23 protein-coding genes are annotated in these 23,036 nt (G+C 73.5%); 9 read left to right on the top strand and 14 right to left on the bottom strand.

The annotated features are described in order from the left end of the window. Window positions 1-32: 32 nt before the first annotated feature. On the bottom strand, window positions 33-1,010 hold the full coding sequence (locus A4A78_RS06805; protein ID WP_062947572.1) for an o-succinylbenzoate synthase: 978 nt from the start codon (window positions 1,008-1,010) through the stop codon (window positions 33-35). A gap of 55 nt (window positions 1,011-1,065) precedes the next feature. Between A4A78_RS06805 and A4A78_RS06800 the strand changes: the two genes are divergently transcribed. From A4A78_RS06800 to A4A78_RS06785, 4 genes are all read left to right on the top strand, one after another. Next, window positions 1,066-1,677, top strand: a complete 612-nt coding sequence (locus tag A4A78_RS06800; RefSeq protein WP_082835250.1) for a GNAT family N-acetyltransferase — start codon at window positions 1,066-1,068, stop codon at window positions 1,675-1,677. After that, window positions 1,674-2,669 (top strand): 1,4-dihydroxy-2-naphthoyl-CoA synthase, encoded by a 996-nt coding sequence (locus A4A78_RS06795; RefSeq protein ID WP_062947571.1) that lies wholly within the window; start codon window positions 1,674-1,676, stop codon window positions 2,667-2,669. Before A4A78_RS06800 ends, A4A78_RS06795 begins: the two co-directional genes overlap by 4 nt. A 1-nt stretch (window position 2,670) precedes the next feature. Further along, the gene (locus tag A4A78_RS06790) at window positions 2,671-4,008 is read left to right on the top strand and encodes an AMP-binding protein (RefSeq protein ID WP_062947570.1); all 1,338 of its coding nucleotides are present in this window, start codon (window positions 2,671-2,673) and stop codon (window positions 4,006-4,008) included. A 100-nt stretch (window positions 4,009-4,108) separates the two neighbouring features. Continuing rightward, the gene (locus tag A4A78_RS06785) at window positions 4,109-5,005 is read left to right on the top strand and encodes a 1,4-dihydroxy-2-naphthoate polyprenyltransferase (protein WP_062947569.1); all 897 of its coding nucleotides are present in this window, start codon (window positions 4,109-4,111) and stop codon (window positions 5,003-5,005) included. 154 nt (window positions 5,006-5,159) lie between these two features. On the opposite strand, the gene A4A78_RS06780 is transcribed toward A4A78_RS06785, so the two are convergent. Beyond that, entirely contained in the window at window positions 5,160-5,528 is a 369-nt protein-coding gene (locus A4A78_RS06780; protein WP_062947568.1) for a DUF4229 domain-containing protein, read from the bottom strand. Window positions 5,529-5,834: 306 nt separating this feature from the next. Here A4A78_RS06780 and A4A78_RS06775 point away from each other — a divergent pair, with 306 nt between their 5' ends. Beyond that, window positions 5,835-6,221, top strand: a complete 387-nt coding sequence (locus A4A78_RS06775) for a PLD nuclease N-terminal domain-containing protein (protein WP_062947567.1) — start codon at window positions 5,835-5,837, stop codon at window positions 6,219-6,221. A 452-nt stretch (window positions 6,222-6,673) separates the two neighbouring features. Here the strand turns inward: A4A78_RS06775 and ccsB are convergent, their stop codons facing one another. The 6 genes from ccsB to A4A78_RS06745 form a co-directional block, all read right to left on the bottom strand. Continuing rightward, window positions 6,674-7,744: a c-type cytochrome biogenesis protein CcsB gene (gene ccsB, locus A4A78_RS06770; protein ID WP_062947566.1), complete on the bottom strand. Its 1,071-nt coding sequence runs from the start codon at window positions 7,742-7,744 to the stop codon at window positions 6,674-6,676. Beyond that, window positions 7,741-9,534 (bottom strand): cytochrome c biogenesis protein ResB, encoded by a 1,794-nt coding sequence (locus A4A78_RS06765; protein ID WP_062947565.1) that lies wholly within the window; start codon window positions 9,532-9,534, stop codon window positions 7,741-7,743. The genes ccsB and A4A78_RS06765 overlap by 4 nt, the downstream gene beginning before the upstream one ends. Next, entirely contained in the window at window positions 9,534-10,358 is an 825-nt protein-coding gene (locus A4A78_RS06760; protein ID WP_082835216.1) for a cytochrome c biogenesis CcdA family protein, read from the bottom strand. Before A4A78_RS06760 ends, A4A78_RS06765 begins: the two co-directional genes overlap by 1 nt. Then, window positions 10,355-10,954, bottom strand: coding sequence for a TlpA disulfide reductase family protein (locus A4A78_RS06755; protein ID WP_062947564.1), 600 nt, complete (start codon window positions 10,952-10,954; stop codon window positions 10,355-10,357). Before A4A78_RS06755 ends, A4A78_RS06760 begins: the two co-directional genes overlap by 4 nt. After that, window positions 10,951-11,598, bottom strand: coding sequence for a histidine phosphatase family protein (locus A4A78_RS06750; RefSeq protein ID WP_062947563.1), 648 nt, complete (start codon window positions 11,596-11,598; stop codon window positions 10,951-10,953). The genes A4A78_RS06755 and A4A78_RS06750 overlap by 4 nt, the downstream gene beginning before the upstream one ends. An 87-nt stretch (window positions 11,599-11,685) precedes the next feature. Next, window positions 11,686-12,252 carry a MarR family winged helix-turn-helix transcriptional regulator gene (locus A4A78_RS06745; RefSeq protein ID WP_062948126.1) on the bottom strand — a complete coding sequence of 189 codons (567 nt, stop codon included), beginning with the start codon at window positions 12,250-12,252 and terminating at the stop codon, window positions 11,686-11,688. Between the two features lie 183 nt (window positions 12,253-12,435). On the opposite strand from A4A78_RS06745, the gene A4A78_RS06740 reads away from it, so the two are divergent. Beyond that, window positions 12,436-12,966: a YceI family protein gene (locus A4A78_RS06740; RefSeq protein ID WP_010550380.1), complete on the top strand. Its 531-nt coding sequence runs from the start codon at window positions 12,436-12,438 to the stop codon at window positions 12,964-12,966. A 117-nt stretch (window positions 12,967-13,083) separates the two neighbouring features. Beyond that, window positions 13,084-13,389: a glutaredoxin family protein gene (locus A4A78_RS06735; RefSeq protein WP_062947562.1), complete on the top strand. Its 306-nt coding sequence runs from the start codon at window positions 13,084-13,086 to the stop codon at window positions 13,387-13,389. A 170-nt stretch (window positions 13,390-13,559) separates the two neighbouring features. Here A4A78_RS06735 and A4A78_RS17465 read toward each other — a convergent pair whose 3' ends face one another. The 4 genes from A4A78_RS17465 to A4A78_RS06720 form a co-directional block, all read right to left on the bottom strand. Continuing rightward, window positions 13,560-13,658, bottom strand: coding sequence for a 30S ribosomal protein bS22 (locus A4A78_RS17465; RefSeq protein WP_019174583.1), 99 nt, complete (start codon window positions 13,656-13,658; stop codon window positions 13,560-13,562). A 153-nt stretch (window positions 13,659-13,811) separates the two neighbouring features. Further along, window positions 13,812-15,488: a dynamin family protein gene (locus A4A78_RS06730; protein ID WP_062947561.1), complete on the bottom strand. Its 1,677-nt coding sequence runs from the start codon at window positions 15,486-15,488 to the stop codon at window positions 13,812-13,814. Next, on the bottom strand, window positions 15,485-17,251 hold the full coding sequence (locus A4A78_RS06725) for a dynamin family protein (RefSeq protein ID WP_062947560.1): 1,767 nt from the start codon (window positions 17,249-17,251) through the stop codon (window positions 15,485-15,487). Before A4A78_RS06725 ends, A4A78_RS06730 begins: the two co-directional genes overlap by 4 nt. A gap of 145 nt (window positions 17,252-17,396) precedes the next feature. Continuing rightward, window positions 17,397-18,656, bottom strand: a complete 1,260-nt coding sequence (locus tag A4A78_RS06720) for an acetoin utilization protein AcuC (RefSeq protein WP_062947559.1) — start codon at window positions 18,654-18,656, stop codon at window positions 17,397-17,399. A gap of 101 nt (window positions 18,657-18,757) precedes the next feature. Between A4A78_RS06720 and A4A78_RS06715 the strand changes: the two genes are divergently transcribed. Both A4A78_RS06715 and A4A78_RS06710 read left to right on the top strand, forming a co-directional pair. Further along, window positions 18,758-20,173 carry a TrkH family potassium uptake protein gene (locus A4A78_RS06715; protein WP_197466634.1) on the top strand — a complete coding sequence of 472 codons (1,416 nt, stop codon included), beginning with the start codon at window positions 18,758-18,760 and terminating at the stop codon, window positions 20,171-20,173. 77 nt (window positions 20,174-20,250) lie between these two features. Continuing rightward, the gene (locus A4A78_RS06710) at window positions 20,251-20,916 is read left to right on the top strand and encodes a TrkA family potassium uptake protein (RefSeq protein WP_062947558.1); all 666 of its coding nucleotides are present in this window, start codon (window positions 20,251-20,253) and stop codon (window positions 20,914-20,916) included. 266 nt (window positions 20,917-21,182) lie between these two features. Here A4A78_RS06710 and proC read toward each other — a convergent pair whose 3' ends face one another. Then, window positions 21,183-22,022 carry a pyrroline-5-carboxylate reductase gene (gene proC / locus A4A78_RS06705; RefSeq protein WP_062947557.1) on the bottom strand — a complete coding sequence of 280 codons (840 nt, stop codon included), beginning with the start codon at window positions 22,020-22,022 and terminating at the stop codon, window positions 21,183-21,185. A gap of 61 nt (window positions 22,023-22,083) precedes the next feature. After that, window positions 22,084-23,013 (bottom strand): DUF368 domain-containing protein, encoded by a 930-nt coding sequence (locus A4A78_RS06700; protein ID WP_062947556.1) that lies wholly within the window; start codon window positions 23,011-23,013, stop codon window positions 22,084-22,086. Between the last annotated feature and the right edge of the window lie 23 nt (window positions 23,014-23,036).

Here is a 23,036-nt window from a genome sequence, read left to right as displayed (position 1 = left end):
CGTCAGGGTAGTCCCGGCCTGCTCACGGGCTGTCAGAGCAGGGCCGCGCAGGCCGCGAGCCGCTCCTCCCAGCGCGCGGCGAGGGCGTCGTCGGCCGCGTGGCGGGCGAGCAGCTCCTCGCTCGGCGCCGTCCGGCCGACGGGCAGCGTGCCGCCGGTCGCGTGCAGCGGCTGCGGGGCGAGGTCGCCGGTGAGCAGGGTCGCGGTCGCGAGGCCGCAGGCGTGCGGCAGCTCTGGCAGCGCGGCGGCGAGAGCGAGCCCCGCGCCGAGGCCGATGCTCGACTCGAGCGCGGAGGAGACCACGACCGGCAGCCCCGCCTCCTCGGCCAGCTCGAGGCAGCGGGTGACGCCGCCGAGCGGCTGGACCTTCATCACCAGCAGGTCGGCGGCTTCGGCCCGGGCGACGCGCAGCGGGTCCTCCGCCCGGCGCACGGACTCGTCGGCCGCGATCGGGATGTCGAGGGCGCGGCGCAGCGCGGCGAGGTCCTCGAGCGCGGCGCAGGGCTGCTCGGCGTACTCGAGTCCGCCCGCGGCCCGGTCCAGGACGGGCAGCGCCTCGAGCGCCTCCTCGTACGTCCAGGCGGCGTTCGCGTCGATGCGGATCCGGGCGTCCGGGCCCATCGCGTCGCGCACCGCCTCGAGCCGCTGCGCATCGGAGGCGAGGTCGGAGCCGGGATCGGCGACCTTCACCTTCGCCGTCCGCGCCCCGCCGACCGTCGCGATCCGCGCCGCGAGCACCGGCGTGAGCACCGGGATCGTGGCGTTGACCTCGATCCGATCGCGCAGCGGGGCGGGGCGGGGCGTCGTCGCGTCCTCGAGGGCGGCGCGCAGCCAGGCCGCGGACTCGGCCGCGTCGTAGTCCCAGAACGGGGAGAACTCCGCCCAGCCCTCCGGACCGTGCAGCAGCAGGCCGTCGCGCTCCGTGATGCGGCGGAAGCGGGTGGTCATCGGGATGGACCAGGCGTGGACGCGGTCGATGCCGCGCTCGCGGAGGGCAGGAGGAATGAGCATGTTCCCGAGAGTAATGAGCGTGCGCCGCGCGTACGAGGCACGGCACGATGAGGCGATGCGACCCACGACCGACGATGCCTCGCGGAGCCCAGCCGCGTCCGGCGCCTCAGCGCTCCCGACGACGCCCGAGGACGGATACGGGCTGCGCCCCGTGGGCGCCGAGGACGCACTCGCGGTGCTGGGCGCTTTCCGCTCGGCGCCTGACATGGCCCGCCAAGGCGGGGTGCGGACTCTCGAGCAGGCCCATGAGCAGGTGGCCTGGCTGCTCGCCCCGCAGCGCCGGGCGACCGCGATCGTCGATGCGGAAGATTGGCTCGTCGGCCTGGTGGCGATCACCGTGGACGAGGAGAACCGCAGCGGCTGGTTCTTCTACTGGCTGCGCGCCGAGCATCGCGGTCGTGGACTCGCGTCCCGGGCGGCCGCCACCGTCGCGGACCGGGCGCTGACGCCGACGGCCGGCGGCGGGTGGGGCCTCGAGAGGCTCGAGCTCGGACACCGGGTGAACAATCCCGCCTCCGCGGCGGTCGCCCGCGCGGCAGGCTTCGTCGACGAGGGGGTCGAGCGCGGGAAGTTCCTGATCGACGGCGAGCGTCTCGACGTGCGCATCTGCGGAAGGCTGCGCAGCGATCCGTGGCCCGCTCTGCCCGGACTACCCTGGAGGCCATGACGACCCCGCCCTCTCCGCTGCCCCGTCGGGTCTCCGACACCTTCGACCCCCGCCGCTGGCGGGAGGTGCCGGCGCAGGAGCACGGCGGGCCCGAGCTCACCGACATCACCTACCACCGGGCGGTGGAGCGGATCGAGTCGCCCGACGGCGAGATGACCGCGCGGGACCTCCCGACGGTGCGGATCGCCTTCGACCGTCCCGAGGTGCGCAACGCCTTCCGCCCCCACACGGTGGACGAGCTGTACCGGGCGCTGGACCATGCCCGGCTGGACACCGGGGTGGGCGTGATCCTGCTGACCGGCAACGGCCCCTCCCCCAAGGACGGCGGGCACTCCTTCTGCTCCGGCGGGGACCAGCGGATCCGCGGCCGTGCCGGATACGAGTACGCCGCAGAGGAGGCTGTGGAGGAGACCGGCTCCGTGCGCACCCGTTCCGCAGGCCGCCTCCACATCCTCGAGGTGCAGCGCCTCATGCGCACCATGGGCAAGGTCGTGATCGCGGTCGTGAACGGCTGGGCCGCCGGCGGCGGGCACTCCCTGCACGTGGTCGCGGACATGTCGATCGCCTCCCGCGAGCACGCCCGCTTCAAGCAGACCGATGCGAACGTCGGCTCCTTCGACGGCGGCTACGGCTCCGCCTATCTCGCCAAGCAGGTCGGGCAGAAGCGGGCGCGGGAGATCTTCTTCCTCGCCGAGGAGTACTCCGCCCAGGACGCCTACGACTGGGGCGCCGTGAACCGGGTCGTCGACCACGCACGGATCGAGGAGGAGGCCCTCGCCATGGCCGCGACCATCGCGACGAAGTCCCCGCAGGCGATCCGGATGCTGAAGTTCGCCTTCAACCTCGCCGACGACGGGCTCATGGGCCAGCAGGTTTTCGCCGGGGAGGCGACGCGCCTGGCGTACATGACCGACGAGGCCGCCGAGGGCCGCGACGCCTTCCTCGAGAAGCGCGACCCCGACTGGACCTCCTTCCCCCACCCGCAGGGCTGAGATGGCCGCGTCCCTGCCCTGGCTGGTCCCTCCCGCCTACGACGCCTCCGCCGCCTCTCTCGCCGCGCACTCCGAGGCGATCGGCGAGGTCATGGCGGGTCGGGCGCGCCTGTGGCTCGGGCCCTTCCCCGCCCCCGCGACGCTGCCGGCGGGCTTCGAGGACGCCGCACTGGTGGTCCCGACCTCCGGATCGACGGGGAGCGCGAAGGCGGTCGCGCTCAGCCTCGCCGCGCTGCGGGCCTCCCAGGACGCGACCGCGCAGCTCTTCGCCGCCGACGGCACCGCCCCGGACTCCGGCGGGCACGGGTTCTGGCTGCCGCTGCTGCCGCCGACGCACATCGCCGGGGTGCAGGTCCTCGCCCGCGCCCACCGCACCGGCCAGGTGCTGGGCCTTCCCGGGCCCGCCCTGCCGGATCCGCTGCCGGACCTGCGCGGCCATTTCGACGCCGCCGCCTTCGTGGAGCTCGCCGGCCCCGTCCTCGAGCAGGCGGAGCGGGCCGGGCTGCCGGCGATCACCTCCCTGGTCCCCACCCAGCTCACCCGCATCGTCACCGGCGCGACCGGGAACGACGCCCGCGCCCGCGGCCTGCTGAAGCGCTTCGCCGCCGTGCTCGTCGGCGGAGCGGCGACCAGCCCCGACGTCCTCGCCCGTGCCCGCGGCCAGCGGATCCCGGTGCGCACCACCTACGGCTCCTCCGAGACCGCGGGCGGCTGCGTCTACGACCGTCGGCCGCTGCCCGGGGTGTCCCTGTCGGTGCTCGACCCCGACGAGTCCGGCGCGGGCCGGCTGCGGATCGCCTCCCCCACCCTCGCCCTCGGCTATCTCGCCGAGGGCGGCGGCACCGACGGCGGAGTGTTCACCGCCGCCTCACCGCCGGCCGCCGGGCCGGGCACCGACGCGCCGGCCACCGGCACGTCCGCCGCCGACGACGCCGCGGACCGCGCCTTCCTCACCTCCGACCTCGCCGAGATCGGGGACGACGGAGCGCTGACCGTGCTGGGCCGGGCCGACGACGTGATCAACACCGGCGGACGCAAGGTCCTCCCCCAGGACGTCGAGCGCGCGATCGACCGCTCCCTCATGCTGCGCGGCCTGGTCCGCGCCTCCGTCGTGGTCGGGGTGCCCGATCCGGAATGGGGCCAGCGGGTCGAGGCGCTGGTCACCCTCGAGGACGGCACGGACCCCGCGGAGGCCTCGGCGCTCGTCCGCTCCGCGCTGCGCACCACCGAGGTGCCCGCGCACATGATCCCCAAGCGCGTCCACGTCGTCGAGGAGCTGCCGCTGCTGGGCATCGGCAAGGTAGACCGCGCCGCCGCCCGCCGCCTCGCCGGCGGCTGATGCGCCGAACGCCTCATCCACGGCGCCCGTCCACCGCCGCACCGCGGCGTAAGCTCGTCGGGGCCGTCGACCGCCGGCCCCAGCACGCGTGAGGAGCACGATGGCCAGCCTGCCGCAGTGGGTGGAGGGCGCCCGCCCGAAGACCCTCCCCGCCGCCCTCGCCCCCGTCGCCGCCGGAACCGGCGTCGCCGTGTGGCAGCTCGGCGAGCTCACCGGAGCGGTCGACTGGGCGCTGGTGATCCCCCGAGCGCTGCTGGCCCTCGCCGTCTCCTTCTCGCTGCAGATCGGCGTGAACTTCGCCAACGACTACTCCGACGGGATCCGCGGCACGGACGACGACCGGGTCGGCCCTTTCCGCCTCACCGGCTCCGGCGCCGCCCGCCCCGCGACCGTGAAGCGCGCCGCGATCATCTCCCTCGCCCTCGGCGGCCTGTTCGGCGTCGTGCTGGTGGCCGTGGCGCAGATGTGGTGGGCGCTGGTCGTCGGCGCCGCCGCGATCGCCGCGGCCTGGTTTTACACCGGCGGCAGGAAGCCCTACGGCTACCTGGGCCTCGGCGAGCTCTTCGTGTTCGTGTTCTTCGGTCTCGTCGCCGTCAACGGCACAGCGCTCGCGATCACGGGCCGCCCCTCCTGGGCGGCGCTGCTCGCCTCAGTCGCGATCGGTCTGCTCGCCGTCGCGCTGATGCTGACCAACAACCTGCGCGACATCCCCACCGACGCCGTCTCCGGCAAGCGGACCCTCGCGGTCCGCCTCGGCGAGCGCGGCACGCGCCTGCTCTACACGACGACGCTGCTGGCGCCCTTCGTGCTCATGGTCCCGGTGATCATCGCGCACTGGCCCGCGGCGCTCGTGCTGCTCGCCCTGCCGCTCGTCCTCGGCCCGGTGCGGAAGGTGCTCGGCGGGGCGATGGGCCGGGACCTGATCCCCGTGCTCGGCGCGACCGGACGGCTCGAGCTGGTGTTCTCGCTGCTGTTGCTCGTCAGCCTCGTGCTCTGACCTCGCCGGCCCGTCGGTCCGCACGACGCAACATCCGGGGAGCAGCGGACTCCTAGCTGAGGGCTCAGGACTCAGGACTCAGGACTCAGGACTCAGGACTCAGGACTCAGGACTCAGGACCAGCGTGTCAGCGCGCTGAGCGCCCTGGGGCGACTCAGGCCCTGGTGTCCCCGTCGCTCGTACCGTCCTCGGGGAGGTCGGGCAGGCCCGCGGGGCCTGCGGCGGAGTCCCCCGCCCGCGTCTCTCCGTCGATCCGGACCTCGTCGGCGAAGAGCCCGTCCTCGTACTCGGCATCCTCGTCCACAACCTCGCCGCGCTTCTCGACCCTGCGCTCATGCGCGACCTTCCAGCGCATCGCCGCGGCGTCCCGCAGGCGGTCCAGGAACAGGATCGAGATCAGCATCGCGATCAACGCCGCGAGCACGCCGGCGAGCATCACGCCCACCCCGACCACGGTGAGCACCCACCACAGGGCGATCCACAGGCCCAGGCGGATGACGGCGTAGAGCAGGAACTGTCGCATCGCTCCAGACTAGGTCCCCCGTCCGGGAACCCGCTGTCCCCGGAGGCGGCTCGGGGCCAGGATCACGCCGCGGGCTGCGGGCCGCGATCACGGCGCGCGCGGCGAGCCCTGCCGCGGATGCGATGGGCAGCCCTGCCGTACTCCGGTCTCGTCCCGCGTCCCTGCCCGGTCCCCGATCCCGTCCTGAGTCCCCGATCTGGTCCAGAGCCCCTGATCTGGTCCAGAGCCCCCCCTGCCCCGTCCCGAGTCCCCGATCCGGTCCAGAGTCCCCGGCCCCGTCCCAGGTCCGCGGCCTAGACTGTCCCCATGGCCCGCGGCATCCTGGCAGTCCTCTCGATCGCCCTGACCGTCTTCGCACTCGCCGACTGTGTGCAGACCCAGGACGACAAGGTCAGAGGTGTGCCGAAATGGGCATGGATCGTGCTGATCGTGCTGATCCCCTGGGTGGGACCGCTCACCTGGCTGTTCGTGGGCAAGGAGCGCTCCTGGGGTCGAGGTTCCTCCGGCAGCCCCGGTCCGCGGCGCGACGGCCCCCTCGCCCCCGACGAGGATCCCGATTTCCTTCGCAAGCTCGACGAGGACATCCGCCGCGAGCGTCGTGAGCGTCGCGAGCGCGGCGAAGGCCCCGGCGACTCCGGCGAGCTCGACGACGGCCCCGGCGACAGCGGGACCGACACCGGCCGCAGCGCCTGAGCAGGCTGGGCCGGGAGGTTCCGCCTCGGCGATCCGCGCTTCGACGCGCCGCATGCCGTCACCTGCTGGCTGGACCGGTCACCGGAGGTCGGCCGAGCCCTCCCACCGGAGTCGATCGACGCCAGGTACCAGAAAGGTGGTACCTCAGGTCGACCAACTGCACGTGCACAGGCACCAAAAACGTCCACACCACCGCTGCACAGAGCTGATCGATACCAAGTACCAGAATGCTGGTACCTGACGTCGAACAACTCTTCGTGCGCCACGGCCACGGCCTCGTCCGCACCGCGGCGGCCAGAAACACTTCGACGATCCGCTCCAGGTCCTGGAACGGATCGTCGAAGAGCTGCTCGGCGCGGGCAGAGCCGGGACCGGAGCACCAGCCGAGGCCGGGGGATCCACCGGACGCGGCGTGCCGCCCGAGGCCGGACTGCCAAGCCCAGGGCGGAGTCTCAGCCGAGGCCGGAGTAGGAGTGCAGGCCGTTGATGACCGTGTTCACGATCGTGTAGTTGAAGACCACGGCGACGAATCCGGCCAGGGCCAGGCCCGCTGCACGGGAGCCGCGGAAGCCGCCGGTGGCGCGGGCGTGGAGGTAGGCCGCGTAGATCACCCAGATGATGAACGTCCACACCTCCTTGGGGTCCCAGCCCCAGAAGCGGCCCCAGGCCTCGCGCGCCCAGATCGCCCCGAAGATCAGGGTGAAGGTCCAGCACACGAACGCGACCGAGTGGATGCGGAAGCTCAGCGCCTCGAGGGAGGACGAGGAGGGCAGGCGGTCCAGCACGTGCCCGAAGCGGCCCCAGTGCTCGGGGAACTCCTCGGTCGCGGCGCGCTCGGCGAGGACGCGCTCGTGCTTCGCCTGGAGCAGCTGCATCGAGGCGACGACCGCGCCGAGGATCGACAGCGCCGTCGCCATGATCGCGACGCCGATGTGGATGTAGATCCAGTGGGAGTTCTGGAGGCTCGGGGTGAGCTCGGCGGCGGGCACGATCCAGAACGTCTGCGCGAGCAGCAGCACGAGCAGCACGGGGCCGACGACGAAGGTGCCCAGCGCCCGCAGCTCCGTGCGGCGCACGCTGAAGGCGAGGAAGGCGACCATCACGATCGCGGTGGAGGTGGTCGCGAACTCGTACATGTTCGCCCACGGGACGCGCTGGGTGGCGAGCGCACGGGAGATCACGCCGATCAGGTGCAGCACGGTCGCGGCCGAGGCCAGCAGGAAGGCGAAGCGCTGCGCGGACATGCCGCCGGACGCGGCGGGAGCCTCCCCCGCGGTGCCCGCATCGGCGGTGCCCGAGGCAAGGTCGTCCGCGCCCACGGTGCCGGAGCCTGCGCCGATGCCCGCGGGGCTCATCTCCCGCTCCTGCGCCTCCTTCCGCTCCTGGGCGGCGAGGCGGGCGTCGCTGCGGCGCTGGGAGGACGAGGCAAGATCGGCGCCGAAGCCGATCAGGGCGAGCACGTAGAGCACGATCGTCACCACGATGGCGAGGTTCGAGAGCTCTGCCAGCTGCTGGTTGATCACTGGGCACTTCCTTCTCGGGGTCCGCCCGAGGCGTCCGCCTCGGGGTGCCCGGACGGTGCGGCGTCCGGGAGCCGTTGTCCATCGTGCGCCTCCGAGAGCCGGGACGCCAGGGCCTTCACGTCGTCCGCGAGCGCGGGATCGTCGCTACGGGCGAGCCCGGCGACCTCGACCACGGTCGTGCCGCCCTGTTCCCGCACCCGCACCCACAGGCGCCGGCGCGGCACGAACAGGGAGAGGATCAGGCCGCCGACGGCGACCAGCGCGCTGATCAGGATCCAGCGCTCGAAGGGGTTGTGGGCGATGTCGAAGGCGGCGTAGCGCTTCAGCCCGTCGAAGCTGACGGTGGTGCCGTCGGCGAGGCTGTACTCCTGGCCGGGGTACAGCCGGATCAGCACCGGCTCGCCGTCCTCCCCCGGGACCTGGGTGAGGGTGGTGAGGTCCACCTCGTACGCGTTCTGCGGCACGCCGGAGTCCAGGCCCAGGTCGCCCTGGTAGACGGTGAGGGCGAGCTGCGGGTCCAGCGCGTCGGGGTAGAGGGAGCGCGGTCCCTGCTCGTCGATGGTGCCGGTGGGCAGGAAGAAGCCGACCACGGCGGTCTGCTCGGGCTGCGCGTCGGGCGCCTTGAGCACCACCTGGGAGGTGTAGTTCGTGTCCCCCATCGGGACGGTGATCAGCGGCCCCTCGGCGACGACGGTGCCCTCGGGGTCGGTGACCGTGATCTCGGGGGCGTAGCCGTTGCCGAGCAGGTACATCGACGCGCCCGGGACGTGCAGGGGCTTGTTGACCTGGACCGTGCGGGACTCCTGCTCCTGACCGGGGGAGGTCACCTGCACGTCGGCCTCGAAGGAGCGCGGCTCGCCGACCTTCCCCGCCTCGCCGGGCTGGACGTAGGTGGCGCGGAAATCCTCGAGGATGAAACGGAAGTCGGGCATGTCGTTCTCGTCGAACCAGGCCCCGGACTCGAAGGAGTCGTACTGGGTCAGGGAGTTCGCGAAGCCGCCGCCCTCGACCACCGTGACCTGGCCGCGGTAGCTGGTCAGGGTGCCGCCGGCGATGCACACCAGCACGCCGACCAGCGCGATGTGGAACAGGAGGTTGCCGGTCTCGCGCAGCAGCCCCCGCTCTGCGCTGACGGAGCGGCCGGCCTTCTCCTCGCGCACCTCGGCGCGGTAGCGGGAGCGGCGCAGGCTGCGATGGGCCGTCTCGATCAGGGAGTCGGCCTGCGCGCCGGGCAGCTCGAGGCGGGTGTACCCGGTGAAGCGGGTGAGGCGGGAGGGGGTGCGGGGCGGCTTGGCGCGCAGCTGCCTCAGGTGCACGCCGACGCGCGGGACGATGCAGCCGATCAGGGAGATGAACAGCAGCAGGTAGATCGCGGAGAACCACGGCGAGGAGAAGACCTCGAAGAAGCCCAGGGTGTCCAGGATCTCGCCCCAGCGGCCGTTCTCCTCGAGGAACTGCTCGGTCAGAGCCGGGTTCACGCTGCGCTGCGGGTAGAGCGAGCCGGGGATCGCGGCGACGGCCAGCAGCATGAGCAGCACGAGCGCCGTCTGCATGGAGGTCAGCTGCCGCCACAGGAACAGCAGCGTGCCGCGCAGCCCCAGGGAGGGCACGGCCGCGCGCTTCCCGTCGACCTCGGGCTTGCTGGACCAGCTGCGGGACTCCGACGGGCCCGCACCGGATCCGCTCGGCTCGGCACCGGTCTCGGCGCCTGCCTCGGCAGGGCCCGTGCCGGGCCGCTCTGCGTCGTCGGTCCGGACGCCGCGGTCCGGACGGGGGTTCTTCTCGCTCATCACACCACCGGTTCGAAGGTCGCGATCAGGCCCTGCAGCTCGCTCATCCAGCTCGCCCACACCCCGGTCATCAGGAGCACGCCGATCGCGATCAGCAGCGCGCCGGAGAGCAGGCCGATGCTGCGGCGGTGGGCCGACAGCTTCCTGCTGAGCCCGAGCGCGCGCTCGAACAGCAGCGCGAAGAGCACGAAGGGGATGCCGAGGCCCAGGGAGTAGGCCAGCGCCAGGACGCCGCCGCGCACGGCCGCGCCGTCGCCGCCGCCGTCCAGGGACAGCGCCACGATGGCGGCGTAGGTGGGGCCGATGCAGGGGGTCCAGCTCAGGCCGAACACCAGCCCCATCAGCGGCGCGCCGAGCAGACCCGCATCGGGCTTCTTCGAGGAGATCGGCTTCGTGGCCGACAGCCCCGGGATCAGGCCCATGAACACCAGGCCCATGAGGATCACGATCGCGCCGGCGACGCGGTTGATCCACACGGCGTGCTCCTGGAGGAGGTAGCCGACGGCGCCGGCGAAGCCGCCGAGCGCCATGAACACGACCGCGAAGCCGGCCACGAACAGCAGGGAGCCGGCGAGCATCCGCCCGGTGCCGGGCCGCTGCGGGCGGGCGGCGCGGCGGCCGGTGCTGCCCTTCGCGGCGGGGGCGGGGCCGGGGCCCTGGCCGGCCAGACCCGAGACGTACCCGAGATAGCCGGGGACCACCGGCAGCACGCACGGCGAGAGGAAGGCGACCAGACCCGCTGCGGCGGCGACGGCGATCGCGAGCAGCAGCGATCCGGACAGGGCGGTCGCCTGGAAGGCGGCCCCGATCTCGGCGAGCATCATTCGGCGACCACCGCGTCGATCATCGCGCGGAGCACGGAGGGGTCGGCGGCGCCGGAGATGCGGGCGGCGACGCGCCCCTCGCGGTCGAGCACGAGCGTGGAGGGGACGGCGTTCGGGGCGACCTGGCCGCGCAGGGCGTACATGATCTCCGCGCCGGTGTCGGGCACGGAGGGGTAGGTGATCCCGTACTTCTCCTCGAAAGCCTGCGCGGGGCCGGCGGCGTCGCGCACGTTGATGCCGAGGAAGGAGACGTCCTTCTCGGCGTACTCCTCGTGGATGGCCTGGAGGTCCGGGGCCTCCTTGCGGCACGGCGGGCAGGAGGCGTACCAGACGTTCAGCACGACCACCTCGCCGCGGGTGTCCGCGAGGTCGACCGGCTCCTCGTCGAAGGTGGTGCCGGTGAAGGCGATCGCCTCGCCGCGCTCGGCGGCGGGGATCTCGACGGAGACGCCGTCGCCGGAGACGTAGCCCGAGTCCCCGGAGGCGTAGCGGTCGGAGGTGTCGGTCCCGCAGGCCGCCAGCAGCACGGCCAGCGGCGCCGCGGCGGCCACGCGGAGGAGGCCGCGCCGGCTCGGGACGGGGCGCGGGGACCTCATGTGAGCTTCCCTCCGGTCGCGTCGACGGCGCCGTCGTAGAGGGCGGCGGCGGGCTCGGCGTAGCCGACGTCCGACAGGTGCGGGCCGACGAAGTGCAGGCTCGTCACCGAGCAGAGGCCGCATTCGCGCCGGCGCGGGTCGTGGAACAGGGGCTTGCCCTCGGCGCTGCGCCGGGTGACCCAGATCGGCAGCTGATGGAGGACCAGCACGGCCTCTCGGCCCTCGGCCTCGGCGCGGGCCTCGTGCACGGCGGAGACGACGCGGGCGACCTGCTCCCGGTAGGGCTCGCCCCAGGAGGGGCGGAAGGGATTGACGAACCAGCGCCAGTTGCGCGGGTCGGTGAGCTTCGCGTCGCCGTGGCCCATGCGCTGGCCCTCGAATCGGTTGCCCGATTCGATGAGTCGCTGGTCGGTGGTGATCTCGAGCTCGTGCGCGGCGGCGATCGGGGCGGCGGTCTGCTGGGCGCGCAGCAGCGGCGAGGAGCGCACGAGGGCGATGTCGGCGCCGGCGAGGTGCTCTCCGACGCGCTGCGCCATCTGCTCACCACGGGCGCTGAGCCGGTATCCGGGCAGGCGCCCGTACAGGATGCGCTCCGGGTTGTGCACCTCGCCGTGGCGGACGAGGTGCACCGTGGTGGTGGTCATTCGCTGGGACTCCCTCTCGCTGTCGCAGGCTCGCGGTCGCACGCAGGCTCGCGCGAGCCGCCTCACGGTACCAACCCCACCTCCGGATCAGCTCCGAGCCGGGGCGTCCTCGTGAGGTGCCGGACATCCGACGGTGATCGGGGCGTCCTCCGCGATGGTCCGGCCGAGGATCCGGCCGAGCTCGAGCAGGTCGTCGTGGCCGATCACGTCCAGCAGGAGATCGCGCACGGAGCGCACGTGCGTGGGTGCGGCACGCTCGAGGAGGGCCTGGCCCTCGGCGGTCAGCTGGGCCTGGCGGCCGCGACCGTCGGAGGAGCAGCGCACACGCTCGACAAGGCCCCGCTTCTCCATGCGGGTGATGGTGTGGGTGAGGCGGGAGCGGGAGTGGACGACCTTGTCGGCCAGCTCGGACATCCGCAGGAAGCCGCCCTCGGCCTCGTTCAGGCGCACCAGGATCTCGTACTCCCCCAGCGCCAGGCCGATCTCGGGGTCGGACTGCAGCGCCTCGCCGAACCGGTCGGTGAGCAGGGTGGTGGCATAGAGGAAGGTGCGCCACGCCTCCTGCTCCTTCGCCGTCAGCCACAGCTCCTCGGGCGTCGAGGCGCGGTCCGCCTCGTCCTGCGCGCCCTGCGCACCATCGGCCGACGGGGTCATCGGGACCGCCGCGACCGCCTGCTCCTCGCTTGACGTCGTGTCATGCATCACGTTTCCTCTTTCCGGGGACTCGTTCCCCTTGCCATCATCCCCCATTTTAGTTTAGCTTTCAAGCAAGACGGCGCGGGAAGTCTCCGGCCCACCGCCCGTCACCACCGGAACAACTCTCTGAAGGAGATCTCCATGAGCGACCTCACCCCCGGCACCTGGACCCTCGACCCCGCCCACACCTCCGCGGCGTTCACCGTGCGCCACGCCGGCATCTCGAAGGCCCGCGGTCAGTTCACCGATGTCGAGGGCGAGCTCGTCGTCGCCGAGGGCGGCGAGGACCTGGCCTTCACCGCGACGCTGAAGACCGAGTCGGTCTCCACCTCCAACCCGGACCGCGACGCGCACCTCAAGAGCGCCGACTTCTTCGACGTCGAGAACAACCCGACGATCACCTTCCGCTCTACCGAGCTCAAGGGCGACACCCTCCACGGCGAGCTGACCATCAACGGCATCACCAAGCCGGTCGAGCTCGACTTCACCTACGAGGGCGCCGCGACCGATCCCTTCGGCATCTACCGTGCGGGCTTCACCGGCGAGACCACCATCTCCCGCAAGGAGTTCGGCCTGACCTGGAACGCCGCCCTCGAGGCCGGTGGCGTGCTGGTCGCCGACTCCGTGAAGATCTCCATCGAGGCGGAGTTCACCGCGCCGACCGCTGCCTGATCTCCCGACCTCCGCGGCGCCCCGCGCCGCCCGGTCCGCCGGGCCGTCCGCTGCATGCGGGCGGCCCGTCGTCGTCCCCGTCATCCGTCCGCTCCTCCGCCCGATATGGTGCCGCCCATGACCTCGCAGCAACTCCCCTCCCCCAGCGATCCCGACGCCCGCGTCCTCTACCTCACGCGGGAGGGCTGCCACCTGTGCGACGACGCGCTGCCGGTGGTGCGGGCCGAGGCCGATCGCGCCGGCACCGCCGTCGAGGTGCGGGACATCGACGCCGACGCGCGCCTGCGCGAGGACTGGGACCATGACGTGCCGGTGATCATCGTGGACGGGAAGGTCCACGCCCGCTACCGGGTCGATGCCGAGCAGCTGCGCACCGCGCTGAGCCGTCGGCCCTGGTGGCGCCGCCTCACCGGCCGCGCCTGAACCGCACCGCCGGCACGGCCGCGACCGGGTGCCAGCCCCTGAGCGCTCGCGGCCCACGGGCCCCGTTCCCGAGGCGTGCACCGGACCGGCCGCATGCCCGCCCGACCGGCAGCGCCTGACATGCGAGAGCCCCCGCCATGCGGCGGGGGCTCTCGCATGTCAGGCGTCGCTCACTTCTTGTTGCGGCGCTGGTGACGGGTCTTGCGAAGCAGCTTGCGGTGCTTCTTCTTGGACATGCGCTTGCGTCGCTTCTTGACGACAGAACCCATAGGTAGCCTCTGTTCTGCAGGACGAGCCTGCGGTGTGATGCTGCGGATCTCAGATGCGCGGCCGGTCAGCGTGCGGGGCAGGCTGAGCAGTCTCCCGGGCCGACGCCCGGCCGACGCCACGGTCGACGATCCACTCTACACCGTCCCGCCGCCTCACTCACCGTGCGCGCGTGCGAGATCGCTCGCAGCCTGCCGTGCCCGGTGCAGCGTCTCGTCGACCGGCTCGACGACGAGATCCTGCGCGGTCCCCCGCACCCGGGCGGTGAGCAGGCGCCGCGCCCGACGACGGTGCCACGCGCCGCTCATCGCGGCGATCGCGGAGCCTGCGACGGCCAGCAGGATCCCCGCCGCGATCGCGAGGACCAGCATCACCGTGGGCAGCGGGATCGGGATCCACAGCTCCTCGACCATCGGCATCGGCGGCGGGGGCACCCCGAGGAAGGCGAGGGCGGCGTTCAGGCCCAGCCAGCCGAGGCCCACCACGCCGATCAGCAGCGCGAGCCATTGCAGCACGTCCAGCACCCGCCACCACCAGGAGGTCTCCCCCGCACGGAGGTCCGCCTCCGCGACCGCCTGGTCCAGGGCGTCCGGGAGCGCCTCCTCCTCGGAGCGGGCCGCGGCGCGGACGGCGGCGCGCCAGGGGTCGCTGCCGCCGGCCGAGGCGTCGTCGGCGAATCGGCGCACGCCCCCGGAGGCGCGGGCGGAGGCCGCGGCGTCCGGAGCGGGCAGGGAGGTGCGCTCGAGGCCCTCCCCGTCACGGCCCCGGCCGATGCCGAGCCTGGCCAGAGGGTCCGCGCGCACGGAGCGGATCCAACGCAGCGGCGGCCAGCCGACGCGGCGCGCCGCGCGATGGCGGTAGGAGCCGCCGACGGCGCGGGCGACGGGCTCGACCCGGGCGGCCAGGGAGAGGTCCTCGACGAGGGTGTCGATCGCGGCGGGGCTCGAGTGCTCGGCCATGCCGGTGGGATCCGCGGCCTCGCGCAGCTGCGCGGCGGCGCCGCGCACGTCGGCCCGGTGCCGCTCGACCACGGCCTCGCGGCTGCGGGCGATGAGGAGCAGGTGCTCGCGCAGCTCCTCGATCCCCTCCCCGGTCTCGGCGGAGGCGGCGAGGACGGGCGCGCTCTCGAGCCCGTCGGCGCGGGCGATCGCGGCGAGGGAGGCGAGCACGCCCTCGCGCTCGGCCTCGCGGAGCCGGTCCACCTGGTTCAGGACCAGCACGGTGACCGCGTCGTGGCCGGCGAAGGGGCGCACGAACTCGTGGTGCAGCAGCGCGTCGGCGTACTTCTGCGGGTCGGTGACCCACACGATCACGTCGACCATCCCGGTCATGCGCTCGGCGATGTCTCGGTGGGCGGACTCGACCGAGTCGAGGTCCGGCAGGTCCAGCAGCACGACGCCGGGCGTGCCGGCCTCGGCACGGCGGGCACGGCGGCTGTGGGCCGGCCGGGAGGCCGCCCGCGCCAGCGCCGTGCCGTCGTCGAGGGCGTGGCGCTCCTCGACCTCGAGCCAGTCGAGCAGCGCCTCGCTGCCCGCGTCGCCGAGCACGGCGGCGAGCGGGGCGGAGGTGGTGGGGCGGCGCACCGCCGCGCGGGCCACGTCCTTGCCGATCAGGGCGTTGAGCAGGGAGGACTTCCCGGAGCCGGTCGCGCCGAACAGTCCGATCACGGTGTGCTCGGCGGAGAGGGCGCGGCGGCGGTCGATCCTCTCCAGCAGCTCGGTCGTCCCGGTCAGGGCCTCGCCGGGGGCGATCCCGTCGAGCGCGGAGAGCGCCCGGTCCAGGGCGTCGAGCCGCTCGTGCAGCGGGGTGGTGCGGGGGCGGCGGAGGCTCATCGGGTCTCCTCCCGGATGTCGCGGGCGAGGGCGGCGAGCGCCTCGGCGTCGGCCTCGAGCTCCTCCGCGGCGTCGTCGTCGCCGAGCGCGTCGAGCCGGTCGAGGAAGGGGGCGGAGCGCTCGGCGACCAGGGCGTCGAGCCGGCCGGTGAGGGACTCCCGGGCGGCCTTCGCCATGCGCCTGACGGCCTCGTCGCCGAAGATCGCCTCGAGCAGCCGCTGGCCGACGACGGCGGTCGCCGCCCCGGCGCCGACCTCGAGGCCGGTGGGGATGAAGGCGGTGGAGGCGAAGACGACGACCATCAGCGCGACGCCGACGACGTTCACGCCGAGGGAGATCACCCGCGCCTTCGTGCGGCGGTCGGCGCCCTCGGCGCGGACCAGCTCGAGCACGTCGCCCTGCCAGGCGCGCACCGCGGCGCGGACCTGCTCGGGGTAGTCCTCGTCGATCCGGGTGAGGTCCTGGCCCTCGGCGAGGGAGCGTCCTGCGGCGCTCGCGCGCCAGGCGGCGTCGGCCCGCTCGGCGCCGCGCGCCGTCTCGTCGACGACGACGTGGACGAGTCCGCTGCCGAGCGCCTGCTCGGCCTCGACCGCGGGGGCGGGGCGGCCCGAGAGCATCTGGCCGAGGCGGTCCCGGGCGCGGGTCACGAAGGACTCCACACCGCGGAAGAACTCGCCGGTCCCCACCACGTCCTGCCAGCGGGCGAGCACCTCGCCGCGCAGCAGGGAGCCGTCGCCGAGGGCGGCATCGATCCGCTCCCGGGAGCCGGAGAACGCGGCCACGGCCTCCTCGCGCAGCCGCCGGCGCTCGTCGTCCTGGAGCGCAGCGTGCTCGGCGATGTCGTGGGCGGAGGCGGCGAGGCCGTCGACGGCGCCGGCGAGGGTGCGCCGGGCGATGCGGCGCCGTCCTTCCTCGTCGGCCGCGAGCGCGGTGAAGTGTGCGGCGAGCTCGGCGATCACCTCGGGCGGCAGCATGCCGTCGTCGTCGATCGTGGTCTCGGGGACCAGGAAGAGCCGGTCCACTTCGACGCCCTGCCGCTCGAGCATGGAGGTGAGGTCGGCGGCGAGCTCCTCGGCCACGCCGTCGCGGTCCGGGATGCGGTTCATGACCACGTCGACGGTCACGTCGCGCTGGGCGGCGGTGCGCAGCACCTCCCAGGGCACGGCGTCGGCGTAGCGGTTGGCGGTGGTGACGAAGAGCCACAGGTCCGCGGCGCGCAGCAGCTGCCGGGCGAGCTCGCGGTTGCCCTTCGCGACCGAGTCGATGTCCGGGGCGTCCAGCAGTGCGAGGCCCTGCGGGATCCGCTCCTCGGCGTGGAGGGCCAGCGAGGTCGCGGGGTCCACGTCGCCGGTCGTGTCCTGCGCCCCCGGCGCCTCGGCGTCCCCGGCGCCGGGGCTCGTGCCTCCGTGGATACGGGCGAGGCCGGGCAGGATGCGGGTGCCGGTGAACCAGGGCTCGTCGGCCGGGTGGTGGAGGAGCACGGGCCGGCGCGTGGTGGGGCGGATCGCGCCGGAGCGGCTGACCGGGGCGCCGACCAGGGCGTTGACGAGCGTGGACTTGCCGGCGCCGGTGGAGCCGCCGATCACGACCAGCAGCGGCGCGTCGAGGGAGGCCAGACGGGGGGTGACGTGGTCGGCGAGCTGCGAGAGGGCGGCGCGGGCCTCGGTGCGGGCGGCCTCGGCGCCCTCGACGGGCAGCGGCAGCGTGAGCGTGCGCAGATGCTCCGCGAAGGTGTCGAGCACCTGGGTGGTCCGATCGGTCATGGCTCCCCCGGGATGGTCGGGTGCGGGCCCCGGGCACGGGGCACCTGGGCGTCATTGTGGCAGGTCGTCGGGAGCGTCGTCCCTGGAACGCGGGCCGTGCCGGCGAGGCGGGGCCGACGGATCACCCGGCCCGTCCCGGGACCGCTCAGTCCAGGAAGGGGTCCAGTCCCCACTCGGGGAAGGCGCCGCGGCGCGCGGCCTGGACCGCCCGGTCGAGCGGGTCCTCGGGGTCGAAGCCGTGCTCCCAGTCGCGCACGGCCAGGGGGCGGTCGTCGCCGAAGCGCCGCACCGACGGCTCCGGGGAGAGGCCGTGCTCGGTGCGGGCACGCTCGGCCGCCTCGAGGAACTCCTGCGGCAGCGGCGCGGACGGGTCGATCGGCGCGCCCGTCGCGACCGCGAGCAGGTGGGTCCAGGAGCGCGGGACCACGTCGATCACCGCATACCCGCCGCCGCCGAGGGCGAGCCAGCGCCCGCCGCACACCTCGTCGGCCAGCTCCTTCATCAGCATCATCACCTCACGCTGCGCCTCGAGGGTGACGGAGAAGTCGGCCAGCGGGTCGCTGCGGTGGGTGTCGGCGCCGTGCTGGGTGACCAGCAGCGTGGGCTTCACCGCCCGGACCAGGGCGGGGACGGTCGCACGGATCGCCCGCACCCAGCCGTCGGCCGTGGTGCGGGGCGGGAGCGGGACGTTGATCGCGGTGCCCTGCGCGGAGGGTCCGCCGGTGTCCTGGACGAAGCCGGTGCCGGGGAAGAGCCGCTCCCCCGTCTCGTGGATCGAGAGGGTCACTGCGCGCGGCTCGTCCCACAGCGCGCGCTCGACGCCGTCGCCGTGGTGGACGTCGACGTCGACGTACATCACCCGCTCCTCGCCCGCGTCCAGGGCCCGGCGCACGGCGAGGGCGGCGTCGTTGTAGACGCAGAAGCCGGAGACGCTGCCGGGCTTGGCGTGGTGCATGCCGCCGGCGACGTTGACCGCGCTGCGCACGTGACCGGCGAGGATCGCGTCGACCGCGGCGAGGGAGCCGCCGGCGATGCGGGCGGAGGCGGTGTGCATGCCGGGGAAGGGCGGGACGTCGTCACCGCCGATGCCGAAGGAGATCAGCTCGTCGAGGTCCTCGGCGCTCAGCCCCTCGAAGCCGGGCGAAGACCGCCTGACCGCCTGGACCAGGGCGGGATCGTGGACGGTCCGGAGCTCCTCGTCGCTCGCGACGGGGGCGGGCAGGGTCCGCACGCACTCGCGGTCCAGCACCCCGGCCGCGCCCGCGAGGATCCGGGTGAGCGTGAGGCGGATCGGGGCCATCGGATGGTAGGGCCCGAAGTCGTACTCGCACAGGGCGTCGTCCCAGACGATCCCGACGCCGTCGGGGGCGGGGACCTGGGCAGGGGCGGGCACGTCGGCGGGCATGGGGTGAGCGTACCGAGGATCCCGAGGGACGGGTGTTCGCGCGGGACGGGTCTAGACTGCCGCGGACGCGACCGCCGGTCGCCACGAGGACGAGGGATGCGATGACCGAACGGGGGACCCCGCCCACCCGGCGGCGGCTGTCCGGCCCCGCCCTGCACGCCCGACGGCAGGGCCTGCGCGATCACGCCCGGTCGCTGGCCAAGGCGACCCCGGCCCGGATCGCGCTGGGCGTGTTCACCATGCTCATCGGCCTGTTCACGGCGCTGCTCTCCCTGCCGATCGCCACGCGCGACGGTCAGGGCACCGATCTCATCGACGCGCTGTTCACCGCCGTCTCCGCGATCTGCGTGACCGGGCTGGTCACCGTCGACACCGGCACCCACTGGTCGTCCTTCGGACTGACCGTGATCATGGTGGCGGTGAAGCTCGGCGGGCTGGGGCTGATGACGGTCGCCTCGCTGCTGAGCATCTCGGTGATGCACCGGCTCGGTCTCGCCCAGCGGGTGATCACCGCGCAGGAGACCCGCGCCGAGCGACTCGCCGAGGTGGGCGGGGTGCTGCGGGTCATCCTCATCACCTCCACCGCCTTCGAGATCGCGACCTTCGTGGCGCTGACCCCGTACATGGTCATCACCGAGCACGGGGTCGGGGAGTCGCTGTTCCTGGGTCTGTTCTATGCGATCAGCGCCTTCAACAACGCGGGCTTCGTGCCCGAGGCCGCGGGCGCTGCGCAGTACCTCGGCGACCCGTTCTTCACCATCCCGATCGGTCTCGCCGTGCTGGTGGGCTCCCTCGGCTTCCCCGTGATCCTGGTGGTGGTGCGGAAGCTGCGCACCCCGCGGAAGTGGAGCGTCCACGCGAAGCTGACCCTCACCACGACGGCGCTGCTGCTGATGGTCGGGTTCGGCGGCTTCCTCGCGATGGAGTGGTCCAACCCCGCCACCCTGGGGAACAAGGAAGTGGGCACGAAGGTGCTCGCCGCCGGATTCGCCGCGATCATGCCGCGATCAGGCGGCTTTGCGACGCTGGACGTGGGCCAGCTGACCACCGAGTCGCGCCTGCTCACCGACGTGCTGATGTTCATCGGCGGCGGCTCCGGCTCCACCGCGGGCGGCATCCGCGTGACCACCTTCGCGCTGCTGATGCTGTCGATCTGGGCGGAGATCCGCGGCAACCCCGACGTGGAGGTGTTCGGCCGCCGCATCCCCCACGACACGATCCGCCAGGCCATCGGCGTGCTCGTCATGAGCGCCACGATCGTGTTCGCGGCGACCTTCGTGCTGCTGCGGATGACCCCGTACTCGCTGGACCAGGTGCTCTTCGAGTCGCTGTCCGCCTTCGGCACCGTGGGGCTGTCCACCGGGATCACCTCGTCCCTGCCGACCGAGGCGAAGGCAGTGCTCGCGGCGTGCATGTACGTGGGTCGACTGGGCCCGATGACCCTCGGCGCCGCCCTCGCCGTCCGCTCCCGGGTGCGGATGATCCAGTACCCCGAGGAGCGACCGATCGTGGGCTGAGCCCCGACGGGACCGGCCTAGACTGAGCCGGCCCCGACCGCATCCCGCTCGACCGCGCCCGACCCGAAGGAGCCGACATGCCCCGCACCGCCCGCGACGAGGGCGTCCTCGTGATCGGCCTGGGCCGCTTCGGCGCCGCGATCGCCCTGACCCTCGAGAAGCTCGGCACGCAGGTGCTCGCGATCGACACCGATCCGGACCTCGTCCAGAAGTACTCCGGCCAGCTCACCCACGTGGTGCGGGCCGATGCGACCCAGCCCGAGGTGCTCGAGCAGGTCGGCGCCGGCGACTTCCGCATCGCGGTGGTGGGCGTGGGCACCTCGATCGAGTCCAGCGTGCTGATCGCGACGAACCTGGTGGACCTCGGCAAGCCCGTGATCTGGGCGAAGGCGATCTCCTCCGCGCACGGCCGGATCCTGCAGCGCATCGGCGCCCACCACGTCGTCTATCCCGAGGCCGACGCCGGCAAGCGGGTGGCGCACCTGGTCAACGGCCGCCTCATGGACTTCATCGAGTTCGACGACGACTTCGCGATCGTGAAGATGCGCCCGCCGCGCGAGGTGCAGGGCATGACCCTCGCTGACTCCGACATCCGCCGGCGCTTCGGCGTGACCGTGGTGGGCGTGAAGTCACCTGGCAAGGACTTCACCTATGCGGTGCCGGAGACGGTGGTCGCCGCGCACGACCTGCTGATCGTCTCCGGCCGCCCGGGCCAGATCGAGAAGTTCTCCCAGCGCGCCTGAGCGCCGCGGGCACCATGCGCGTCGACCAGGGCGAGCACCGGCTCTCCCGGGCCTGGGCCTGTGCTTCCGGGGCCGGAACGGCCGTGGCAGGTCCGCTCCGGGCCTGGCGTGGCGGGGTGTGGTCAGGTGCTGGCGCGTGGCGTGGCTCTATGCCTATATCGGCGTAGTGGTACGCCACGCGCCAGTAACTGACCATCTGACGGGGCCGCGGCCGGAGGGGCAGGGTGACCGGTGCCCCTACCGCTCGCAAGCTCGCTGCACGTCGATCAGCCTTTGCTCATCGCGCGGGAGGAGTCGGCCGCGGCGGCCATGGCGGCGGCGACGCCGGCGCGCACTCCCTCCCGCTCGAGGGCGGCGAGGCCCTGCACGGTGGTGCCGCCGGGGCTGGAGACCGCGTTCTTCGCGACGGCCGGGTGGGTGCCGCTCTCGGTGAGCATGGTCGCGGCGCCGCGCACCGTCTGCTGCACGAGGGAGGCGGCGAGGTCGCGCTTCAGCCCGAGCCGCACGGCCTCGTCGGTCATCGCCTCGATGATCGTGAAGACGAAGGCGGGCATCGATCCGGCGGTGCCGATGAAGGCGTGTACCTGCTCCTCGGTGATGTCCACGGCCACGCCGGCGCTCGAGAACAGGGCGTGCAGCAGCGCATGCTGCTCGTCGGAGACGGCGTCGCCGCGCATGAGGCCCACGGCCCCCTCCCCCACCGAGATGGGGGTGTTCGGCATGGCACGGGCGACGGCGGTGCCCGACGGGAGCGCGTCCTGGATCTGCGCGAGGGTGGTGCCGGCGGCGAGGGAGAGCACCACGGCGCCGCCGGGGAGGTCGTCCCGCAGCTCGGCGACGAGGTCGAGGATCTGGTAGGGCTTCACGCCGAGGACGACGACGTCGACGCCCTCGACCGCGCCGGCCCGGGAGGCGGCGGCAGTCGCGCCGAGCTCCTCCGCGGCGCGCTCGCTGCTGGCCGGGCTCGAGTTCGCGATCCGCAGGTTCTCGGGACGCACCCCGGCGTCGAGCATGGTGCGGCCGACGGGTCCGCCCATGTTCCCGGCCCCGATCAGGGCGACGCGGGTGGCGGAGAGGTCGATGCTGTCGGTGCTCGTGTCAGTCATGCCGCCAGGGTACGGCGCAGGCGTCGGGCCGCGGGGGCCGTCCCGGCGGGCGCTCTCGGGCCTACGGGGCGCGGGCGGCGAGGCGGGACTCTACGAGGACGAGCAGCTGCACGGCCGCCACGCCGACGAGGGCGAGGAGCAGCATCAGCGGCCAGTCCGCGCCCGGACGCTGCAGGGCGCCCGAGACGTCCTGCCACGGCCAGAGGCTGCGCAGGGCGCCGATCATGACGCCTGCGAGCACCACCATGGTGCCGCGGTGGTGACGGGTCAGCAGGATCCGCATGAGCTTCACGATGACCACGAGCCCCACGAGGGCCCACAGCCCGAACCAGGCGATGTAGCCGAGGTCCCGCTGGTCCACGGCCTGCAGGGTGGGCTGGTAGAGGCCGACGCTCAGCAGCAGGAAGGATCCCGAGACGCCGGGCAGCACGAGCGCGCACACGGCGATCGCGGCGGCGGGGGCGACCACCCACGGGCTCGGCTCGAGGGAGGTCGAGGGCAGGGAGGTCAGCAGCAGCCCGCCGACCGCGCCGAGGGCGAACAGGCCGAGCTCCGCTCCGCGCCACGCACCGCCGGAGAGCCGCACGGGCACCAGCACCGAGCCGGCGACGAGGCCGAGGAACAGGGCGCGCATCGTCTCGGGGTGGTCCTCGACGAGACCTCCGACGGGCCCGGCGATGGTGAGGACGGCGGCCGCCATGCCGACCAGCAGCGGAAGCACGAGCAGCCAGTTCACGCCGCGCAGCTGCTCACGCGCTCCGACGACGCGCTCCGGCCCGGTCACGAGGCGACGGGCGGCGGCGGTGATCCGGTGCCCCGCCTCGATCAGCTCGTCGTAGATCCCGGTGACCAGCGCGACGGTGCCGCCGCTGACGCCGGGCACGGTCTCGACCACCCCGATCAACGCGCCGCGCAGGAGGTTCCCGAGCGGGTTGCGGTGGCGCGGGAGGGCGGTGTCGGCGGGCGCGGCGGCGGGAGCGGTGTCCGTCATGCCGACAGCCTACGGAGCCGGGC

Source organism: Brachybacterium sp. sponge, assembly GCF_001613775.1.
Lineage (GTDB): Bacteria > Actinomycetota > Actinomycetes > Actinomycetales > Dermabacteraceae > Brachybacterium > Brachybacterium conglomeratum.
The sequence above is the reverse complement of the archived record's forward strand: the minus strand, read 5'-3'. Positions and strand labels throughout refer to the sequence as shown.

Excerpts from the sequence above, each read along its gene's own strand:
- A4A78_RS06805 (WP_062947572.1), bottom strand. The coding sequence starts at position 1,010 with ATGCTCATTCCTCCTGCCCTCCGCGAGCGCGGCATCGACCGCGTCCAC.
- A4A78_RS06800 (WP_082835250.1), top strand. The coding sequence starts at position 1,066 with ATGCGACCCACGACCGACGATGCCTCGCGGAGCCCAGCCGCGTCCGGC.
- A4A78_RS06795 (WP_062947571.1), top strand. The coding sequence starts at position 1,674 with ATGACGACCCCGCCCTCTCCGCTGCCCCGTCGGGTCTCCGACACCTTC.
- A4A78_RS06790 (WP_062947570.1), top strand. The coding sequence starts at position 2,671 with ATGGCCGCGTCCCTGCCCTGGCTGGTCCCTCCCGCCTACGACGCCTCC.
- A4A78_RS06785 (WP_062947569.1), top strand. The coding sequence starts at position 4,109 with ATGGCCAGCCTGCCGCAGTGGGTGGAGGGCGCCCGCCCGAAGACCCTC.
- A4A78_RS06780 (WP_062947568.1), bottom strand. The coding sequence starts at position 5,528 with ATGCGACAGTTCCTGCTCTACGCCGTCATCCGCCTGGGCCTGTGGATC.
- A4A78_RS06775 (WP_062947567.1), top strand. The coding sequence starts at position 5,835 with ATGGCCCGCGGCATCCTGGCAGTCCTCTCGATCGCCCTGACCGTCTTC.
- A4A78_RS06765 (WP_062947565.1), bottom strand. The coding sequence starts at position 9,534 with ATGAGCGAGAAGAACCCCCGTCCGGACCGCGGCGTCCGGACCGACGAC.
- A4A78_RS06760 (WP_082835216.1), bottom strand. The coding sequence starts at position 10,358 with ATGATGCTCGCCGAGATCGGGGCCGCCTTCCAGGCGACCGCCCTGTCC.
- A4A78_RS06755 (WP_062947564.1), bottom strand. The coding sequence starts at position 10,954 with ATGAGGTCCCCGCGCCCCGTCCCGAGCCGGCGCGGCCTCCTCCGCGTG.
- A4A78_RS06750 (WP_062947563.1), bottom strand. The coding sequence starts at position 11,598 with ATGACCACCACCACGGTGCACCTCGTCCGCCACGGCGAGGTGCACAAC.
- A4A78_RS06745 (WP_062948126.1), bottom strand. The coding sequence starts at position 12,252 with ATGACCCCGTCGGCCGATGGTGCGCAGGGCGCGCAGGACGAGGCGGAC.
- A4A78_RS06740 (WP_010550380.1), top strand. The coding sequence starts at position 12,436 with ATGAGCGACCTCACCCCCGGCACCTGGACCCTCGACCCCGCCCACACC.
- A4A78_RS06735 (WP_062947562.1), top strand. The coding sequence starts at position 13,084 with ATGACCTCGCAGCAACTCCCCTCCCCCAGCGATCCCGACGCCCGCGTC.
- A4A78_RS17465 (WP_019174583.1), bottom strand. The coding sequence starts at position 13,658 with ATGGGTTCTGTCGTCAAGAAGCGACGCAAGCGCATGTCCAAGAAGAAG.
- A4A78_RS06730 (WP_062947561.1), bottom strand. The coding sequence starts at position 15,488 with ATGAGCCTCCGCCGCCCCCGCACCACCCCGCTGCACGAGCGGCTCGAC.
- A4A78_RS06725 (WP_062947560.1), bottom strand. The coding sequence starts at position 17,251 with ATGACCGATCGGACCACCCAGGTGCTCGACACCTTCGCGGAGCATCTG.
- A4A78_RS06720 (WP_062947559.1), bottom strand. The coding sequence starts at position 18,656 with ATGCCCGCCGACGTGCCCGCCCCTGCCCAGGTCCCCGCCCCCGACGGC.
- A4A78_RS06715 (WP_197466634.1), top strand. The coding sequence starts at position 18,758 with ATGACCGAACGGGGGACCCCGCCCACCCGGCGGCGGCTGTCCGGCCCC.
- A4A78_RS06710 (WP_062947558.1), top strand. The coding sequence starts at position 20,251 with ATGCCCCGCACCGCCCGCGACGAGGGCGTCCTCGTGATCGGCCTGGGC.
- proC (WP_062947557.1), bottom strand. The coding sequence starts at position 22,022 with ATGACTGACACGAGCACCGACAGCATCGACCTCTCCGCCACCCGCGTC.
- A4A78_RS06700 (WP_062947556.1), bottom strand. The coding sequence starts at position 23,013 with ATGACGGACACCGCTCCCGCCGCCGCGCCCGCCGACACCGCCCTCCCG.